Source organism: Pseudoalteromonas sp. S1727, assembly GCF_005886375.1.
Classification (GTDB): Bacteria; Pseudomonadota; Gammaproteobacteria; order Enterobacterales; family Alteromonadaceae; genus Pseudoalteromonas; species Pseudoalteromonas haloplanktis.
This window is the reverse complement of the sequence record NZ_PNDT01000091.1, coordinates 26,671-45,379: the sequence shown is the minus strand read 5'-3', so window position 1 is coordinate 45,379 and position 18,709 is coordinate 26,671. Positions and strand designations below refer to the sequence as shown.

Below are 18,709 nucleotides of genomic sequence, written 5' to 3'. Positions count from 1 at the left end.
GGAAGATTCAGATCATCGAAAGAAAGGACACGTAAGTTAATACGAGCAAAATCTCTAGCTGATAGCTGATAGCTGATAGCTGATAGCTGATAGCTGATAGCTGATAGCTGATAGCTGATAGCTGATCTTATTTAAAGCTAAAATACCTACTTGCTTAATTTTCCCACTAAGCGTAAAATGCGCGCTCATTTCGGCCTAATTAATATTAATTCCTTGCCTTAAACCGACTGGCTGAAACGGTAGAAGGCTCTATTAACCGTAAGGAATATCCATGCGTCATTACGAAATCGTATTCATGGTTCACCCAGATCAGAGTGAGCAAGTTGCTGGTATGATCGAACGTTATACTGGTTCTATCACTGAAGCTGGTGGTACTATCCACCGTCTTGAAGACTGGGGTCGCCGTCAATTGGCTTACCCAATCAACAAGCTTCACAAAGCTCATTATGTTCTTATGAACGTTGAAGCACCAACTGAAGTAATCAGCGAGCTAGAAACTACTTTCCGCTACAACGATGCAGTGCTTCGTAACTTAGTTATGCGTACTAAAGACGCTGTAACTGAAGCATCTCCTCTTGTAAGAGAAGAGAAGAAAGAAGCACCAGCTGCTTAATTGTTTTGAGTCCAAGCATGGCGTTTGATCAGCGAGAATTTTAAGGTAAACCATATGGTCAGTCCTTTTATGAATCAGCTGGTTATCTCTGGGGTTGTTTGTAAAACACCTAAGTATAGCCAAAGCCCTGCTGGTATCCCACATTGTATTTTTGTTGTAGAACATAAATCAATGCAAGTTGAAGCAGACCTTAACCGTAATAGTTATGTCAGACTTCAAGTGGTTGCCAGTGGTAAGCAAATGCAACAACAGACTCAACATTTGCACGTTGGGCAGGCATTGCAAGTGAGCGGTTTTTTAAATCGTCACGAAGGTCGTAACGGCCTTAGCCAATTGGTTTTGCATGCTCAGCATATAGAAAGAATTATTTGAGGAATTTATCTCATGGCACGTTATTTCAGACGTCGTAAGTTCTGCCGCTTTAAAGCGGAAGGCGTACAACAAATCGATTATAAAGATCTAGCTACTCTTAGAAACTATGTTACAGAAAGTGGCAAAATCGTACCTAGCCGTATCACAGGTACTAGCGCTAAATACCAGCGCCAGCTAGCAACTGCTATTAAGCGTGCTCGCTACTTAGCCCTTCTTCCATACACTGACTTACATAAGTAAGCAGCGGATTAACACGTTTTTAAAAGGTGTAGAAACATGCAAGTTATTCTACTAGATAAGATCGCAAACCTAGGTGGCCTAGGTGACCAGGTTGTAGTTAAATCTGGCTTCGCACGTAACTTCCTTTTCCCACAAGGTAAGGCAGTTCCTGCAACTAAAGCTAACATTGAAACTTTTGACGCACGTCGTGCAGAGCTTGAAGCGAAAATCGCTGAACAGCTTGTTGCTGCACAAGCACGCGCTGATAAGCTTGAAGCATTAGCAGAAGTTACACTAGTTTCTAAAGCTGGTGATGAAGGCAAATTATTCGGTTCAATCGGTACTCGTGACATCGCTGACGCTATCTCAGCTGTTGGTGTTGAAGTTGCTAAGTCAGAAGTTCGTTTACCTCTAGGTACTATCCGTGAGACTGGCGAATTTGACGTATCAATCGCAGTACACTCAGACGTTACGGCTACTATCAAAGTAATCGTAATCGCTGAAGCTTAATTTTAATTAAGCAAGAAAAGCCGTGCTGAAAAGCGCGGCTTTTTTGTTTGAATTGTTATAATTTTTATTTCCTCATTGTTTATAGCTATTTTACTATTGCTATAGTCGCCCACTAATTTAATAAATATTAACCCAATGCTGCTTAAGCGCTTTATAATATGAAGTTTAGGTTCTTATGTATCAAATACAGGTAAAATGCAGTAGAATTTCCATTTTAGCTAGTTTCTTATTTGCTTGTTTTAAATTAAAAGAATAAAAAACTAATGATTTATGCTTGTTATAATGTAGCAATATTGTAATTAGGTTACAGTTAATTGACATTGACAGCGTTGTCACTGTATATTGTTTGTGCACTGGGCATAGTGTTAAGGATGCAATAATTGAAACAACACATGATGAGCAATGTGAAACCACCTGCTGGTTTTACATTAATAGAGTTATTAATCGTAGTCGCCATTTTAGGCATTTTGTATAGCGTTGCCATGCCTTCATATGTTGAGCATATGGAGCGTAGCCGCCGTGCTGATATTCAGCAAGTTATGTTACAACATGGGGCGTCTTTGGAGCGTATATATTCGCGTAATGGTGGTTATCCAAATACTTTTGATGCGGCGGTAAATACAGAGTTTTACACGTTCACTTATACAGCGTTAAACCGTGTTACAGGCGCCGCGGCAAGTGAAAACTTTAAAAGCCGTGCATTTACATTAACGGCAACACCAAAGCTTGGTTCTGCTCAAGCGGGAGATCGCTGCGGTGCTTTAGTGATCAAGCACGATGGTACACAATCAGCTGATGCAAGTAACTGCTGGGAATAATAATGATTCGAACTGCAGCAGGCTTCACATTAGTAGAACTCATGATTGTGGTGGGAATTGTTGCGATCATGGCCGTATTAGCTTTTCCATCATTTAGCCAGCAAATAATGCAAGATCGCGTAGTAACCACAGCTAATCAATTGAACAGTGTTTACAAATACGCGCGTAGTGAAGCTGTAAAGCGCGATCGCGATATTAAATTGATTGTAAGTGGTACAAAGTGGCAAGTAAAAGCATCTGTTGATGGCGTTGACACTGTTTTAAAAGAGTTTGTAATTCAACATCAAGGTGTAACCGTTGGATTAGTTGATCGTACTGTTTGGTCTACTGGTGAAATATCTGCGGCAAGCCAAATATTAATTAAAGATGATAATGAAAAGACGGTCGACTACTATCTGTGCATTTTAAAAAGCGGCCAAAATTGGTTAGCTGAACAGTCAGCGGCGTGTGCATAATGAACAAACAACAGGGCTTTTCATTATTGGAAGTGATGCTATCTGTGGTAATTGCAGGTATTGCATTACTAGGTTTGGCCGCAGCGCAACTAAAATCATTACAGTATGCGACCAATAGCTTTAATTACACCATCTCTTTAGTACAAGGACAAAACACTTTAGAGCGAATTTGGCCTCGTTTATGTGAGCTACAAACAACAAACCCTGCATTATTTACAGATGCTAACTTTCGTGCTTCTTTAGGTCCGCAAATTAATGATTACCAGCTGACGTTACCTGCGGCGTACGCACATGATATGCAAATTACAGTGTCTTGGAGTGATGAACGAATTAAGCAGCAAGATCCTGCTCAATTAGAGAATCAGATTACCTTGAATGCCAGTTACCCCGAACTACCTGCAGGGTGTATTTGATGATATCGATTTATCGTACACGAGGTTACACCCTTGTTGAGCTAATGGTTGCATTAGCTGCCGGTGCGTTTTTATTAGCAGGTGTTAGCCTGTCATATTCAGCAATTAAAGGTACGATTTTGGTTGGTAAAGAGCTGGAAAATGCGCAAGAAGTGATCCGCTATACCAGTAAAGTTTTTACGCGCAGTATTAAACAAACCCCAAAGCTTCCTGAAATTGCGGCAGATGGCTCGACAATTACTATTTATCAGCCAGCAGGGGTTATTACCTGTGATGGGAGTGTTTCGGCTGCTGATGTTACAGAGGTTTATAGCTTAGCAGGCAATAGCTTAATGTGCGCCTTAGACGCTGCCCCTGCTCAGCGGCTGTTAACTGGGATCACACAATTGAGTTTTTCACTTAATAATAATGTTGTAACCATTAATGTAGGGCCTGAAAACTTACCGAGCCAATTTGGTGGCGCAATTATTGTAGATATTGCGGTATCTAATGTGATTTTAAACAATGCATTCGGTGGTGTGTAATGGCTAAAAAGCAGCACGGTTTCACGTTAATAACAGTATTAATCCTCACCAGTATGGCAAGTATTGTGGTGCTTAATTCATTGCGTGAAAATATTGTTCAAGAGCGCATGAGTGGTAATTTTCAAAAGAAAATGAATAGCCGACTGCTTGCAGAAAAGGGCGTGTTTGAAGAAGCCAAATTATTGCAACAAGCTTTATTAAATGATCAAACATTAGATATAGACGGCTTAATTGCCGCTACCGGTAATGCCTTCGGCAGTGGCTTGATTGGTGATGATGCCACTTATCATGCCAGTATCACTAAAAATGCCGCAGGTGAACTGGAAATAGCTAGCCTTGGACAGCGTTATGATGGTGATGCGCAAAGTAACTTAGTCGCAAGGTTTGGTTTGATCCCGGGTAATAATTTAACCCCTTACTCAGATGCAATAATAGGTTGTCGAGGGGTGTCATTAGGCGGTTCAGGTAAAATTACCAGTTATGATTCAACGGATGCGAGTTATGCAGGGAATGACGCAGATGTAAGGACCACCGTTCATAATGCAAACGTTACATTAAATGGAACCGGCACAATAAAAGGCAGTGTGGCGTCGACTGGCTCGATTATTGTCAGCTCCTCACAATCTGTGGAAGGAGATTTGTGGGCTAATAAGGATATAACTTTCCCGTCAGGTACTAGCACTTGGAGTACAAAGATTAATGGTAATATTTTAGCTAATGGCAATGTCCAACTTAAAGATATGATGGTGAATGGTTATGTTCGTACTGAAAAGAATTTAACGCTAAATAATGGTGTTCATGTAAATCATAGTACGGCTGATATTCCAGATATTCTTTATGGTGGCAGTGTATTAAGCTCTAGCAGCTATACAAATAACTCAGTTGTAAAGACTTTACCTGATACGGCTTATGTTGAAGGCTTGACTGTGCCAAATGTCGCAGGGTTAGATCCCGATGATCCTACAAGTTCACCTATATACATAAAAGATCAATGTGATCCTTTAAACATTAGTACATTAAGCGAGTTAAATGCATTAGGGCCATTTCCTGATTTACAACTGACGAATAATACTAAGAAAATAACATTAAATGAAAACAAAGCTGTATTTACTGACAATGGGACTGTAACAGAGTACTTACCGAAGGAGGTTACTGTCTTAGGGCGCGTTCAAGAAAACATGTACTTTTTTAATAATCTCACTGTAAATGGTGGCAGTTTAGATGCGCTTTTAGCTGGGGCCGAAAATAAGAAAGTAGCTGTTTATGTTGCAGGTGACTTTACAATTACAGCCAGTGGTGAATCACACTTTAAAATACATAAGGGAGTGAGTTTAAGTCTATATGTAATGGGGAAAATTCATATTCGCACTAGTCCAATAGTAGAAGAAACGATCGTAAAACTCACTCCATCTGATGCCTATGCATTCAATATTTACTCTGGATATAAATCAGGTGATGGCTCTTTATCATGTAAGGATAAAGATGGTGCCAGTGATAAATTTGGTATTTACATCGCATCGAATACTGAAATGTATGCCACAATTTATGCACCTGATACTGATGTGCGGGTTGATGCCGGAGCTCAGTATACAGGCTCGATTCGAGGTGGTAGTGTATCAAACTGCGGTAATGGGGAAACACGCTATGATGTGGCATTAAAGAATATTACATCAGGTGGGGGCTCCAGCAGCGGTGCTAAAATTGCTTTTCTTGGCTGGTCATATAAAGTACCCGCTCAGGCTCCAGAGGAGCCGGTTGAAGAGCCCGTAGAACCGACAATTTAATTCTCACCTAAACGGCTAACTGTTAAGCTAGCCGTTTTTGTATTTATCTTTTAAAATTTTTCAATCAGCTTTAAACCTTTTCATTCTTTCTCTACGTCTAACTATTCAAGAAACATAAAACATCTGAAAGATCGTATTTCCACCGCGGTTGGGTATACACTAAATTCAGAATAATAATCATAAAGGGACAGCATCAACGATGTTGATAGATGTAAAACAGGCTTTTACACAGCTAAGTGAAGATACACTTATTACACGTGTTAAAAGTGGTGATCAAAATGCCTATGCGGCACTTTATGAGTTACATGTAAAACGGGTCTACGGTTTGTGCTTGCGCTTATTAGCGGATCGCGAACATGCGGAAGATGCAACTCAGGAAGTGTTTGTGCAATTGTGGCATAAGATAGCCAGCTTTGAAGGGCAGTCACAGTTTTCTACTTGGTTGCACAGTGTTACTAGCAATATTGCGATCAGCTATTTACGCAAACATAAAAATTGGTTGCAAAAAGTGGTGAGCTTCGAGCAAAGCGGTATGGATGAGCAAAGTGCTGCTGATTGCCAAGGATTAAATGGACTCGATAAATTAGTACTAAGGCTCCCTGAGCGAGCGCGTATGGTGTTTGTTTTACATGCCATAGAAGGTTATCGGCATGAAGAGATTGCCAGTATGTTAGGTATGGCAGTTGGATCGAGTAAGTCGCAATTTCATCGCGCCCGTCAGTTATTAAAAGAGTGGTATGAAAATGAATAAGCCAGATTTTGAAACCTTTTTAGCTGAGTCTATTAACAACACTGACTCAGAAATTACGCCACAAAAAGACTTATGGCCAGGCATAGAAAAAGCACTAACGCATGCTCCTGTGTCGCAATCTAAAACGATTTTATGGCCTAAATTAGCGGGAGTTGCGGCATGCTCGGTCGCCGCTTTATTAAGTGTGCAATTAATATTTTCGGGGGCAGAGCCTGCAACCAGTGTGGCGATGAGTGATTATTTTACCCAACAAAAGCAAACCTTGTTGGTGCAATATCAAAACCAACCAGCTTTGACCGACAATTGGCAGCAACAGTTAGCGGAGCTAGAAGATGCTGAGCGAGCAATTAAGCAAGCATTAGAGAATGAACCTGAGAACCCCGCGTTATTAAAGATGCTGGCGCAGGTTTATCAACAGCAATTAGATTTAATTAATAAGGTACATGCACCGAAGTGGCAACAAATTTAGGAGTAACAATCATGAAAACATTACTAATAGCACTGACTTTATTGCCGTTTATAGCTACGGCGGGTGAAAAAATTAACGAGCAAATTGAGGTGCCAGTTAATAAACGCATTTTTATTGATAACCAACGTGGTGATGTCCGTATTGAGGGGTGGGATAAAGCGCAACTACAGATCACTGGTGAACTTGATGATAAAGCGCAAGGTTACCGTTTAGAGGATCGAGACGGTCGCATCGAATTTATTGTTAAAATGCCGCGCAACAATAATGGTTGGAACAGTGGTGATGGTTCACAGCTGACTATTTATATACCAAAAAGTAGCGAGCTTGAGTTTACGGGAGTGAATGCCAACATCACTGCTAAAGAGTTACATGCCGGAGTTGATATTGATGTTGTTAACGGTGATATAAACTTACACAGTATCAGCGGCAATATTAGTGTTGATACCGTCAATGGTGATGTTAATGCTATCGGATTAAAAGGTGATATACGCTATGAAACTGTTAACGGTGAAATTAATGATAAAGATTCACAGGGGACACTGCGCTTTACTGCGGTTAACGGCGATATTAAATCTAAAACAGCGGCGCAAGAAGTACGTTTAGAAAATGTGAACGGTGATATTGATTTTGCATTTGCAGCGTTGAAAAGTTTACGCATTAATACCGTTAATGGGGAAAGTGAAATCCATATTAATCAGTTATTAAAAGGCGCGCAGATCACGTATGAATCAGTTAGTGGTGATGCCGACTTTTATTTCCCTGCGAATGTATCGGCTCACTTTGAAATCGAAGCTCATGCCAATGGCAAAATCGTTAATGAATTGAGCAATGATAAAGTGAAAAAAGCCAAGTACGGTCCTTCTAGTGAATTAGAATTTGCAGTTAACGGTGGTGATGCAGATATTGAAATAGATACGATCAGCGGACGCATTGAATTACGTAAGCAAAACTAATCTCCTTAAGCAAAGCAGGAAAAGAAATCCTGCTTTGCTCTTTGCACGGCTTAGCCAAGTCGATAGAATAGAGGCCATTCATTGTTAGTATTGCGAAGTTATGGCTACATATGGCTAAACCAGATAAACAAGTCGACACTCTTAAAGTTCCTCCTCATTCCATTGAAGCAGAGCAATCTGTTTTAGGTGGCTTAATGCTTGATAATCAAGCCTTTGACCGTGTTGCTGAATTGGTTGTTTCACAAGACTTTTATACCCGTACCCACAAGCTGATTTTTGAGGCCATGGTTGAGCTTGCTGAGGTGGGTGATCCAATCGATTTAATCACTATCTCTGAAAGCTTAGAGAAGAAGAATTTACTCAGTGGCATTGGTGGTTTTGCTTATTTAGCTGAGATCGCTAAAAACACACCTAGTGCGGCGAATATCGACGCTTATGCAAACATTGTACGTGAACGTGCCGTAGTGCGAGAAATGATTGGTGTTGCCAATGAAATTGCCGAAGCGGGATTTAACCCCGAAGGGCGCACCAGCCACGATCTACTCGATTTTGCAGAGAGTAAGGTTTTTAAAATTGCTGAGCAACGCACTAAAAGCAACGATGGCCCACAAAGCTTACACAGCATTCTAGAAAAAACCGTCGATAAAATTGAAGAGCTTTACCAGTCACCGCAAGATGGTGTGACAGGAGTAAGTACTGGGTATGCTGACTTAGACAAGATGACCACAGGTTTGCAGCCTTCAGATTTGATCATTGTTGCCGCGCGTCCATCAATGGGTAAAACCACCTTTGCGATGAACTTAGCTGAGCACGCTGCGATGACCCAAGATAAACCCGTGTTAATTTACTCATTAGAGATGCCCTCGGAGCAAATCATGATGAGGATGTTGGCATCACTTGGTCGCATCAACCAAACCAAAGTACGTACTGGTCAGCTCGATGATGAAGATTGGGCGCGTTTATCATCCACCATGGGCTTGTTGATGGAAAAAGGCAAGATGTATGTGGATGATGCCTCGGGCTTAACGCCAACTGATGTGCGTTCTCGTGCGCGTCGTATTGCTCGCGATCATGGCGGTATCAGTATGATTATGGTCGATTATCTGCAATTAATGCGCGTACCGAGCTTATCAGATAATCGTACCTTAGAAATTGCGGAAATATCTCGCTCACTTAAGTCCTTAGCCAAAGAGCTGCAATGTCCGGTTGTTGCGTTGTCACAGCTAAACCGTACCCTAGAGCAACGTGCCGATAAGCGGCCAATCAACTCTGACTTACGTGAATCAGGCTCTATCGAGCAGGATGCCGATTTGATCATGTTTATCTACCGTGATGAAGTGTATAACGAAGACAGCACCGAAAAAGGTGTGGCTGAAATCATCATAGGTAAACAACGTAACGGCCCAATCGGTAAAGTGCGCTTAACTTTCCAGGGTCAGTTCTCGCGTTTTGATAATTACGCGGGCCCTGCAATAGATGATGATTACTAATGCGTTTAGCGATAGCCGAAATTAATCTGCAAGCACTTGCCCATAACCTAGCGCAAGTGCGTCAGTTTGCCCCTGATAGTAAAATTATGGCGGTTTTAAAAGCCAATGCCTATGGTCATGGTTTAGTGAAGATTGCCCAACATCTCAACGCAGCTGATGCCTTTGCTGTTGCTCGTATAGATGAGGCTTTGGCTTTGCGCGCAGGTGGGTTAACTAAACCAATAGTGTTACTTGAAGGCTTTTTTCATCAAGATGACTTACCCATTTTATTGGCAAATAACTTTCAAACCATTATTCATGATGAAAACCAACTTGTCGCGCTAGAACAAGCCCAGTTAGATGCACCGATCAGCTGTTGGTTGAAAATCAACACGGGCATGCATCGATTAGGGATTGCTGCGACTCAGTTTGAAGATTTTTATCAGCGTTTACTGGCGACCCCAAATGCGAAAAATGAGATTAATTTAATGACTCATTTTTCGTGTGCTGACGATGTGAGCGATACCAAAACAGCAGAGCAAATTAGTTTATTTGATTCGTTAGTAGCAACAAAGCAGCAAGCCCATTGTTTAGCTAATTCTGCTGGCATTATTGCTTGGCCTGCAGGGCATGGTGACTGGGTGCGACCTGGTTTAATGCTGTATGGCGTGTCACCTATGCTTAACTGCACGGGAGCGCAACATGATTTAAAGCCTGTGATGCGCTTAACCACTAAGGTGATTGCAATTCGTGATGTAGCAGCAGGACAATGTGTTGGCTATGGTGGTCGTTGGCACAGCGTCAAGGCGACTAAGCTTGCTGTGGTTGCTATGGGGTATGGTGATGGTTATCCGCGTCATGCAAAACATGGTACGCCTGTGGTCATCGGTAATAAGCGTTACGGTATCGCTGGGAACGTATCAATGGACATGATCAGTGTGGATATTGGTGATAATAGCGACAATATCAAAGTAGGCGATGAGGTGGTAATGTGGGGGCCAGAACTTCCCGTGGAAGAAATAGCCCTGTGCGCTACAACAATACCTTACGAGCTATTGTGTAATATCACCCCTCGGGTAAGTTATGAGTATTTAACTTAAACTAATGAGAGTAACGTTAAGCGTTACTCTTTAATAAAATACACATCACTGAAGCCCATACGGGCAAACTCTTCATCACGAAAATTACGTACTGCTGCAGAGCCTTTTGAGGTCATAGCAATTTGCTGTTCCATTTTTAAGTAATTTGTTAAATCAATCCCTTCAGCGGCTGCAATGGCTTGGTACATATCGTGGTACTTATCTTTAGCAAAATTAATTTCGCGCGGTTGATTTTTAAACTTATACGTAATGCGTCGTGCCATGGGGAACTCGTAAATTGAATTAAATTGCCCTGATTTTATACCTTATTCGTCATCCTCTCTACCTTTGAATGACTTGTGGCTAAGCTCAAGTTACAATGGTGACTTATTTTGTAGCCGCAGCAAAGGAACATCATGAAACTAACTGTTGAGATCAGCAAATACCCACTACATCAAGATTACATTCCTTTTATTAAAGGTTTTATTGACCGTTTAAATAGTTACGATGACTTAAAAGTGATTACCAATACGTTATCAACGCAAATTTTTGGTGATTATGATCTCGTTATGTCCGTGCTTAGCACAGAGATTAAACGTTCATATGAAGAGTTTGGTAAAGCCATTTTTGTGTGCAAATTTCTCAATGGTGATCTTTCTCCTGAATAACCGTTAACTTCTTAGAGAGTCAACATGGATTTTATCACGCAAACGCTTGCAGGCTTTACGGCCATGTCGCACTGGGAATATATCGCTGTAGCTTTGTCGATGGCGTATTTACTGCTGGCTATTAAAGAGAGCTTGTGGTGTTGGCCTGCGGCATTTTTTAGTACTTTAATTTATACCATCATGTATTGGAATGGTGCCTTACTGATGGAATCGCTATTGCACTTTTACTATATGTATATGGCAGTTTATGGCTGGCTTGCATGGCGTAAAGGAGGAGAAAATAAGCTTGAATTAGCTATAACGTCATGGCGTTTAAATCAGCATTTATTGATCATTATGGGCACGTCAATTGTGGCTGTAGTCTTAGGGTATGTAATGAGTAATTATACCCATGCAGATTTTGCCTATTTAGACAGCTTTACAACTTGCTTTGCCGTTGTTACTACTTACTTGGTTGCAAAAAAAGTGCTTGAAAACTGGCTATATTGGATAGTGATCGATGCGGCGTCTATGTACTTATATTATGAGAAAGGATATTACCCTACACTGGTGCTTTTTGTGTTTTACACCATTATGGCGGCGTGGGCATTTAAAACTTGGTACGAAGAGTACGAGCAAACTCAAGCTAAGCCGTTAGCACAACTATAAGAAGCACTATGACAGGTCACGAAATTAGCGGCATTTTTGCCGCTTTTAACTCGCAATTAAACATCGTTAGCAGCGAACGATTGCATAGCGGTTTGAGTAACGATAATTTTTTAGTACGTGCACAGTGGAAGCACCAGCCACAGGCTTATTTATTAAAGTGTTATCGTGATCATTGGCCTGAAGTTGGTTTAATAGCGCAAACCGATTTTGCAGCACAAGGTATTTGCCCACAGCCACTTTGGACTGATAAAGCCAATAAAATCGCTATTTTTGATTACTTAGAGGGCGATATTGCACAAGGGAATTACACTACAGAGCTTTTAAAAAAGTTAGTCACTTTACATGGTTATCATGCCCAAACAGTACCAATGAACATCAATGATGAACTCGCTTTTTATCAACAAACGCCCTTATATCAGTATTACCAAGTGAGTATTGCAAAAGCATTGCAGCAAATAGCTTTGTTTCCTCGCGATAACGGTTTTTGCCATAATGATTTGGTGAAGGAAAATATTATAGTTAATCAGCAGGGGATGTTCTTAATTGATTTTGAATACGCGAAGTGCAACGATGTTTACTTTGATTTAGCCGCGCTGGTAGTTAGTTTTTCGCTTGATGATAAGCAAAAAACTAATTTGTTGGCACACTATCAACAACTTTTACCTGATGGTCAGCAGTTTTATTGCAGCATAAACAAGTTAGAGTGTTATCAAGTGGTCTTTTTAGTTTTATGTATTTGTTGGTACAGCGCACGCTCAGTCGAAGATAAAGTATCATTATTACGTACGCAGTTAGATCGTTTAATTAACCGTAAAAGCAGTAATTAAAGACCGCCAAAACGAGCGGCAAGTTCTTTATACTTTGCAACTTCATCGGCATCAAACTGCGGATCGCCATTAGCGTCTTCACCTTTTGCGATCAGTAAGCTTTCTCTGGCTAAACGCTTTACACGCTCAGTTTTAACACCTAAAAATTCTGCGACTTGCTCGGTTGACATTAAACTCATAATACTTCCTCGTGTTAAACCTTTTACAAGCGCCTTATAAGTTGTTCGACGGGCATTGATATGTTGCAAAATGGTTATTTATTTTCATTAAGTATAATTTAATAGCGGTTTTTTGCTTACTTGTGAAGTAATTTATTCTATTTCGTTTGTTTTATAATCAACTAGGCGATAGATGCTGGCAATTCATTGCAGATGCCTTTATTATTGCTGCGCCTAAGCACTGATATCGCGAGTTAGTGTGGTGGCACAAATGTGCTCTCGTGGTGAAATGGATATCACGTGGCCCTCCGGAGGCTAAGTTGTAGGTTCGATCCCTACCGAGAGCGCCATTTGCTAATCTACAAGTTATTATCGAACTAAATAGAATTCGCTATTTTGTTTCTAATTACTCCCTTTTGTTTGTCTAGCTAATACCAACCAACTTAAATATTTAACCATTCTAGCGAGCTAAAAAGTACCTCAAGTTATTGCAAATTCAATTGATAATCATTATTGTTATCGCGGTGTTGAGCAACGTCGCTTACTACTTGGCATTGCGGTGAAGGTAGATTGATAAGTGCGGTTAGCTTTTGTGTACTTTTAATTTAAAGCTGAGTTTTAGACCATTTGCTAAATGAATTATTAACAGACTTAAAGGAAATCTAATGAAAAGCCTAAAGAATTCTCTTTTTATTGCTGCGCTTTTAACGTGTAGTAACTTTGCGATTGCACATGAAATTTGGTTGGTAAAGTCGGCGAAAGGTGATGCTGTAAAATTGTATTTAGGTGAGCCTGGTGAGCCTGAGTCCGGCGATAAAATTGCAGGGCTGAAGAATACAAAAGTATTTGTAGATTCAACAGAGTCGACTTTAACACTGACTCAACAGCAAAACTTTTGGTCAGCAGAGCTTACTGAACAAGGGGATGTAAGAGCGTTTACGGATGATTTATGGAAGCCTTGGAAAATGGAAAAAGTATCAGAGCAAGATACAGATACATTTCAAGCGGCTAAGTTATTTGCGAAAGCAGGCCGTGAAGAGATCCAAGCAAAGCAAGAGCTTGAATTTGTACCAACTAAATCAAACGGGGATACCTTCACACTTGTTTATAAAAATAAACCGGTTGTTGATCATGAAGTATTAGTGCAAACACCTAAGCACCAAGTAAAAACAATTACAGATAAACATGGTCAACTAACAGTTACTAGCGAAGAACAAGGAACCTATATTATTTCGAGTGATCATCCGGTTGCGGGTAAGGCGGTGATTGCCGGTAATCAGGTTGATAGTACGTATAATATTGTAACAATTAGTTTTCAAGTTAAGTAATTAAAGTTAGAGGTAAGCACTTTATGTTTTGTTAAGTTGCTTATCTCGAATTTAAGTTAAGTAATTTTTTAATAGTTGCAAAGCGTATTTATAGAGCATTAGTTTACATGGTGGATAGATTTGACATTGTGACTTCTTCAAGTGGTATTATATTACAATAATTTGATGCAAGTAGTTATCATTCGTGATATCTTTTGCGTTGTTGTTTTTCTTATTAGAGTATTACCATGCATTTTACCCTACTGCCAATTGCGACAGCTGTCAGTGTCGCGCTAATGTCAATGAATCTAGCTGCTGCAGAAAGCGACAGTAAAGACGAAAATAAAATAGAAAAAATCACTGTTAACGGCAAATATATTGTTAATGAAAACATCGATACTGCCACAGGATTAGGCTTATCTATCCGTGAAACTCCTCAATCAGTCACTGTATTCACTGCTGAACGTATTCGTGACCAAGATCTTGATACCATTATTGATGCGGTTGATAACACCGTAGGTTTATCATCATCAAAAATGGATAACATCCGTAACACTATGCAGTCGCGTGGTTTTAGCGTATCTAATTATCAAATAGATGGTGTGCCATTATCATGGAGTTTGGCTGGGGATTCAGGAGAAACATCAGCGGATGTGGCCATTTATGAGCGAGTTGAGTTTGTTCGTGGTGCTACTGGCTTATTAACTGGTGCAGGCGACCCGTCTGCATCAATTAACCTGGTTCGTAAGCGTGCAAGTAACACTGATTTAACAGGCTATGTTGATTTATCAATAGGTAGCTGGAATAAAAAAGAGCTAACCGTTGATCTTGCCAATGGCTTGAACGACAGTGGTTCAGTGCGTGGACGTGTTGTTGCTAAAGTCGTTGATAGCGAGTCTTACATTGACTTATACGAAGAAAATAAAAAGATTTTTTACGGTGTATTAGAAACTGATTTAACTGCAGACACTATTTTTCGTGTAGGCGGTAGCTATCAAAAAAGTGATCCACATGGGCCAGTGTGGGGTGCATTACCCGCTTATTATACAGACGGTACAGCAGCAGATTGGGATGTATCAAAAACCACAGCAGTAGATTGGACGCGCTGGGAAACTGAGCACACCAATTATTTTGCTTCACTTGAGCATGTATTCTCAAATGGCTGGCAGTTTGTTGCTAATTACAACCACTCAGAATACGACAAAGAAACAAAATTATTCTATGTATATGGTGCGCTTGATAAAGAAACTGGTGCCGGTTTAACTGGCCAGCGTTATTTCTCGTTTGGTACCACAGAGCAAGATAGCTTTGATTTACAATTAAAAGGCCAATACAACTTATTCGATCAAACTCATGACTTTGTGCTAGGTGCTTTGTATTCAAAACAAGCAGGCACAACCAGTACACGTGATCCTGATCCTATTATTGGTGGTACCGCATGGGATGCTGTGCCAATTGATGACTTCTATAACTTTGCCGGCGATTCAATTGCAGAGCCAAACTGGACTGAAGAAGCCACAGTACAAGACGATAATGATACTGAGCAAAAAGGCTTTTACGCTGCTACACGTATTTCGATTACTGATGCATTTAAAGTGATTGGTGGTGGGCGTATTTCATCGTGGGATCGTAAGCGTTATTACTACGGTGCAGAGCAAAATTACGGCAACTCAGGCGTGTTTGTTCCCTACTTTGGTGCCTTATATGATCTGAACTCTCAGCACCGTATTTATGCAAGCTACACTGAAATATTCAAACCACAGAATAGCTTAGATGCTAATGGTGAATACCTCGATCCAATCGATGGTAAAGCAAGTGAAATCGGCTTGAAGAGTGCTTACTTTGACGAGCGTCTACAAACGTCACTTGCGATTTTTGATATTCAACAGGACAACTTAGCCGTTGAAGATCCAAATTACGTACCGACTGCAGAACAGATGTCAGCTTATTATGGTGCTGAGGGCACGCAAAGTCGTGGTTTTGAGTTTGAAGTAATGGGTGAACCAGTCGATGGTTGGAATATCTCTGCTGGTTACTCGCAGTTTGAAGCGGAAGATGCGGATGATGTTAAAGTAAATACCTCGGCACCTCGTAAGCAGTTTAAATTGTTTACCACCTATCAATTTGTTGAGCAATTACCTGATCTGACAATTGGTGGCGGTGTCAATTGGCAAAGTAAATCTTATGCACAAGGCAGTACGGTTAACGTAGAGCAAGGTTCATATGCGCTGGTTAATTTAATGGCGCGTTATGACATTAACGAGGCAATGAAAGTGCAAGCTAACGTTAACAACCTGTTTGACGAAAAGTACTATAACTATATGACTGCAGGTAGATCAAACCTCTATCGCTATGGCGCGCCACGTAGTGTATCAGTGAGCTTTAGCTATAACTTTTAAGCTGAACACAATGATAAGCGGACCGCTCGTCCGCTGTAATTTACTAAAGGCGACCAGTGCGCCTTTAGTGTTTTATGTAAGTAGGAAAAATTAAGTGAAATTACGTTTTAGAGACAGCATGAACTGGTTACACACATGGTCTTGTGTGGTGCTAGGTTGCCTTTTATTTGCTGTGTTTTTAACTGGGACATTGGCGTATTTTCAATATGAAATTACTCATTGGATGCAACCAGAAGTAGAGCAGATCCAACATAAAGACAAAGCGATTAATCAGGCTCAGGCTTATTTAAATACGCATACAGAAAACGCTCCGCGCTGGACCATAGTGCCGCCTAATGAACGTTTTTCGCCGATTGTCGCTTATTGGCGTGATAAAAATACTACAGGCCGATTTAGTGTTGCTCGCCTTGATGAACAAGGTAACGAAATTAACAGCCGCGCAACGCGTGGAGGCGAGTTTTTATACCGGTTTCACTTTGATTTACATTATATGCCGGTATTTTATGCCCGTTGGCTAGTGGGCATAGCAGCAATGTTGATGCTGGTGGGAATTATAACCGGCATTGTGGTTCACAAAAAAATATTCAAAGACTTTTTTACACTGCAATTTAACAAAGGAGCAAAAAGCTGGCTCAATAGCCACACTGTGTGTTCAGTACTTGCGCTTCCTTTTCATATTATGATCACTTACACAGGGATAGTGACATTAATGCTTATGTACTTCTCATGGGCGATGAATATGGGCGATGGGGATAGACGTAGCTTCTTCTCGGCATTTAGCGATCAAGCCCCAGCTTTAAAAGCGTCAGGAGAAAAAGCACAATTACTTCCTCTTGGTGATATTTACAACAGCGCCAAAGCTCAGTTAGGGCACGCTGGTATCGGCTCAATTATTGTAAGTAACCCTGGCGATAGTATCGCTATGGTGGAAGTGTATGAAAATGCAACCGAAGAACTCACTTCAGATTACCGAACACTTAGATACCATGGTGTCACAGGTGAACTATTGCATGATTCAGGGGTAACAAACGCAGCAGAGCAAACCCGACGAACCATGATTAGTCTGCATGCCGGGCGTTTTGCTGATACTTCGCTACGTTGGCTGTATTTCTTGTCTGGGATCATGGGAACAGCCATGGTCGGCACAGGCCTGTTGCTTTGGTCTAATAAACGTAAGCAAAAAATGAATCCACGTTTTCGCATAGGTTATAAAATCATGGATGTGACTAACTTAGCATCTATTATAGGTCTACCTTTAGCTATTTCGGGGTATTTTGCTGCAAACCGGTTACTACCTTTGCAGCTTGAAAGTCGTGCCGAATGGGAAATTCATTGTTTTTTTATTGTTTGGCTTATGGCGTTTGTTTACCCGATACTAAGAGGGTGCAAACACAGCTGGCAAGAACTGAGCTTTATTACAGGCGTGAGTTATTTAGCATTACCTGTAATCAGTATTTTTACTACTTCACGCCACATTCTCAACTATCAATTTGAGCGAGATGCCACTTTGCTGTTTATGGATTTATTGTTATTTTTTACCGGAGGGTTGTTTATTTATATTGCGCATATAGTTTGGCGTAAAGGACATGAGCCAGCTGTGACTGCTCGTCCTAAAAGGCCGCCACGAGGAGTCGTACAATGACAATCAAGGCTTTTTTACAAGCAATCAGCAATGCTAAGGGTATGCAAATATTATGGCGAGTCGTGCTGGCAAGTGTTCTAGGATTCATTTTTTTAAGTGTGTTTATCGCTGGCGTAGCAAGCTTAGGCAGTGCTTTATTTCACCTGAGTAAAGCCACACTGATGTTATGGTTGATGCTGATTGGTATCGTCTTATATTGTTGTTTAGTTATGTGGATATTTGCCAGTAATAAATTAATGCGGTGTAGTGTAATTATTATTGCTGGTATTGTGATCTCTAGCGCTGCATTGTATGCCGGTGATATGTTGCATAAAAATCATCAGCCTGTGGAGTCTCGTTGATGATATTATTTATCAGTTTAATTATTAGCCTTATTGGTTTTATAGTATTAGCATTGGGAATGGCAAGGCACCGTAAAACGTTTGCTTTGACGCCAATATCAGCCATTGGTGAGCAGATCTATTTATCTGCTGGTTTGCTCATTATTAGTCTTTCCTTGTTAATAAATATCACGCAATTAAATGCAGGCTCGGCCATTGTATGGTGGTGTGGGCAATTGTCGTTGAGCGCATTGGCCGTCGTGACTATCTTGACTAGGAAACGAGGTAAGCGTTACTAATCGTTGAGTATA

The 18,709-nt window shown here is 40.7% G+C and carries 24 protein-coding genes and 1 tRNA gene; 23 read left to right on the top strand and 2 right to left on the bottom strand.

Features of this window, described 5'->3' with window-relative positions:
• Positions 1 to 271 precede the first annotated feature (271 nt).
• The 14 genes from rpsF (at position 272) to alr (ending at position 10,450) form a co-directional block, all read left to right on the top strand.
• A complete protein-coding gene (rpsF, locus tag CWB85_RS17925; protein WP_016709443.1) occupies positions 272 to 613 on the top strand; it encodes a 30S ribosomal protein S6 in 342 nt (113 codons plus the stop codon).
• A 54-nt stretch (positions 614 to 667) separates the two neighbouring features.
• The gene (priB, locus tag CWB85_RS17920) at positions 668 to 985 is read left to right on the top strand and encodes a primosomal replication protein N (protein WP_016709442.1); all 318 of its coding nucleotides are present in this window, start codon (positions 668 to 670) and stop codon (positions 983 to 985) included.
• 12 nt (positions 986 to 997) lie between these two features.
• On the top strand, positions 998 to 1,225 hold the full coding sequence (gene rpsR / locus CWB85_RS17915) for a 30S ribosomal protein S18 (RefSeq protein ID WP_002962753.1): 228 nt from the start codon (positions 998 to 1,000) through the stop codon (positions 1,223 to 1,225).
• Positions 1,226 to 1,261: 36 nt separating this feature from the next.
• Positions 1,262 to 1,714, top strand: a complete 453-nt coding sequence (gene rplI, locus CWB85_RS17910) for a 50S ribosomal protein L9 (protein ID WP_016709441.1) — start codon at positions 1,262 to 1,264, stop codon at positions 1,712 to 1,714.
• Between the two features lie 392 nt (positions 1,715 to 2,106).
• Positions 2,107 to 2,532 carry a type IV pilin protein gene (locus CWB85_RS17905; protein WP_138555603.1) on the top strand — a complete coding sequence of 142 codons (426 nt, stop codon included), beginning with the start codon at positions 2,107 to 2,109 and terminating at the stop codon, positions 2,530 to 2,532.
• Positions 2,533 to 2,534: 2 nt separating this feature from the next.
• Positions 2,535 to 2,987, top strand: a complete 453-nt coding sequence (locus CWB85_RS17900) for a GspH/FimT family pseudopilin (protein ID WP_138555600.1) — start codon at positions 2,535 to 2,537, stop codon at positions 2,985 to 2,987.
• Positions 2,987 to 3,400 (top strand): type IV pilus modification PilV family protein, encoded by a 414-nt coding sequence (locus CWB85_RS17895; RefSeq protein ID WP_016709438.1) that lies wholly within the window; start codon positions 2,987 to 2,989, stop codon positions 3,398 to 3,400. Before CWB85_RS17900 ends, CWB85_RS17895 begins: the two co-directional genes overlap by 1 nt.
• A complete protein-coding gene (locus tag CWB85_RS17890) occupies positions 3,400 to 3,924 on the top strand; it encodes a prepilin-type N-terminal cleavage/methylation domain-containing protein (RefSeq protein WP_016709437.1) in 525 nt (174 codons plus the stop codon). The genes CWB85_RS17895 and CWB85_RS17890 overlap by 1 nt, the downstream gene beginning before the upstream one ends.
• A complete protein-coding gene (locus CWB85_RS17885; protein WP_138555599.1) occupies positions 3,924 to 5,708 on the top strand; it encodes a pilus assembly PilX family protein in 1,785 nt (594 codons plus the stop codon). The genes CWB85_RS17890 and CWB85_RS17885 overlap by 1 nt, the downstream gene beginning before the upstream one ends.
• A 199-nt stretch (positions 5,709 to 5,907) precedes the next feature.
• On the top strand, positions 5,908 to 6,459 hold the full coding sequence (locus CWB85_RS17880) for an RNA polymerase sigma factor (protein ID WP_138555598.1): 552 nt from the start codon (positions 5,908 to 5,910) through the stop codon (positions 6,457 to 6,459).
• Positions 6,446 to 6,928, top strand: coding sequence for a hypothetical protein (locus CWB85_RS17875; protein ID WP_016709434.1), 483 nt, complete (start codon positions 6,446 to 6,448; stop codon positions 6,926 to 6,928). Before CWB85_RS17880 ends, CWB85_RS17875 begins: the two co-directional genes overlap by 14 nt.
• Positions 6,929 to 6,939: 11 nt before the next feature.
• On the top strand, positions 6,940 to 7,881 hold the full coding sequence (locus CWB85_RS17870; RefSeq protein ID WP_138555597.1) for a DUF4097 family beta strand repeat-containing protein: 942 nt from the start codon (positions 6,940 to 6,942) through the stop codon (positions 7,879 to 7,881).
• Positions 7,882 to 7,991: 110 nt separating this feature from the next.
• Positions 7,992 to 9,371 (top strand): replicative DNA helicase, encoded by a 1,380-nt coding sequence (dnaB, locus tag CWB85_RS17865; RefSeq protein WP_016709432.1) that lies wholly within the window; start codon positions 7,992 to 7,994, stop codon positions 9,369 to 9,371.
• Entirely contained in the window at positions 9,371 to 10,450 is a 1,080-nt protein-coding gene (gene alr, locus CWB85_RS17860) for an alanine racemase (RefSeq protein WP_138555596.1), read from the top strand. The genes dnaB and alr overlap by 1 nt, the downstream gene beginning before the upstream one ends.
• A 23-nt stretch (positions 10,451 to 10,473) precedes the next feature.
• On the opposite strand, the gene CWB85_RS17855 is transcribed toward alr, so the two are convergent.
• Positions 10,474 to 10,713 carry a DUF2960 domain-containing protein gene (locus CWB85_RS17855; RefSeq protein ID WP_016709429.1) on the bottom strand — a complete coding sequence of 80 codons (240 nt, stop codon included), beginning with the start codon at positions 10,711 to 10,713 and terminating at the stop codon, positions 10,474 to 10,476.
• A 132-nt stretch (positions 10,714 to 10,845) separates the two neighbouring features.
• Here CWB85_RS17855 and CWB85_RS17850 point away from each other — a divergent pair, with 132 nt between their 5' ends.
• From CWB85_RS17850 to CWB85_RS17840, 3 genes are read left to right on the top strand one after another with little or no spacing between them, the layout of a single operon-like run.
• On the top strand, positions 10,846 to 11,097 hold the full coding sequence (locus tag CWB85_RS17850; RefSeq protein WP_016709428.1) for a hypothetical protein: 252 nt from the start codon (positions 10,846 to 10,848) through the stop codon (positions 11,095 to 11,097).
• 24 nt (positions 11,098 to 11,121) lie between these two features.
• Positions 11,122 to 11,745, top strand: a complete 624-nt coding sequence (pnuC, locus tag CWB85_RS17845) for a nicotinamide riboside transporter PnuC (RefSeq protein ID WP_016709427.1) — start codon at positions 11,122 to 11,124, stop codon at positions 11,743 to 11,745.
• An 8-nt stretch (positions 11,746 to 11,753) separates the two neighbouring features.
• On the top strand, positions 11,754 to 12,572 hold the full coding sequence (locus CWB85_RS17840; protein ID WP_138555595.1) for a phosphotransferase: 819 nt from the start codon (positions 11,754 to 11,756) through the stop codon (positions 12,570 to 12,572).
• Here the strand turns inward: CWB85_RS17840 and CWB85_RS17835 are convergent.
• Positions 12,569 to 12,751 (bottom strand): hypothetical protein, encoded by a 183-nt coding sequence (locus CWB85_RS17835; RefSeq protein WP_016709425.1) that lies wholly within the window; start codon positions 12,749 to 12,751, stop codon positions 12,569 to 12,571. The genes CWB85_RS17840 and CWB85_RS17835 overlap by 4 nt on opposite strands.
• Positions 12,752 to 13,005: 254 nt before the next feature.
• Here CWB85_RS17835 and CWB85_RS17830 point away from each other — a divergent pair.
• The 6 genes from CWB85_RS17830 (at position 13,006) to CWB85_RS17805 (ending at position 18,697) form a co-directional block, all read left to right on the top strand.
• Positions 13,006 to 13,080: transfer RNA gene (locus CWB85_RS17830), tRNA-Arg, on the top strand.
• A gap of 315 nt (positions 13,081 to 13,395) precedes the next feature.
• The gene (locus CWB85_RS17825) at positions 13,396 to 14,058 is read left to right on the top strand and encodes a hypothetical protein (RefSeq protein WP_138555594.1); all 663 of its coding nucleotides are present in this window, start codon (positions 13,396 to 13,398) and stop codon (positions 14,056 to 14,058) included.
• Positions 14,059 to 14,285: 227 nt separating this feature from the next.
• A complete protein-coding gene (locus tag CWB85_RS17820) occupies positions 14,286 to 16,436 on the top strand; it encodes a TonB-dependent siderophore receptor (RefSeq protein ID WP_138555593.1) in 2,151 nt (716 codons plus the stop codon).
• 94 nt (positions 16,437 to 16,530) lie between these two features.
• Positions 16,531 to 18,078 (top strand): PepSY-associated TM helix domain-containing protein, encoded by a 1,548-nt coding sequence (locus CWB85_RS17815; RefSeq protein WP_249314908.1) that lies wholly within the window; start codon positions 16,531 to 16,533, stop codon positions 18,076 to 18,078.
• Complete coding sequence (locus tag CWB85_RS17810; protein WP_016709421.1) at positions 18,075 to 18,419, top strand: hypothetical protein; 345 nt, start codon at positions 18,075 to 18,077, stop codon at positions 18,417 to 18,419. Before CWB85_RS17815 ends, CWB85_RS17810 begins: the two co-directional genes overlap by 4 nt.
• Complete coding sequence (locus CWB85_RS17805) at positions 18,419 to 18,697, top strand: DUF3325 family protein (RefSeq protein ID WP_016709420.1); 279 nt, start codon at positions 18,419 to 18,421, stop codon at positions 18,695 to 18,697. The genes CWB85_RS17810 and CWB85_RS17805 overlap by 1 nt, the downstream gene beginning before the upstream one ends.
• The last annotated feature ends 12 nt before the right edge of the window (positions 18,698 to 18,709 follow it).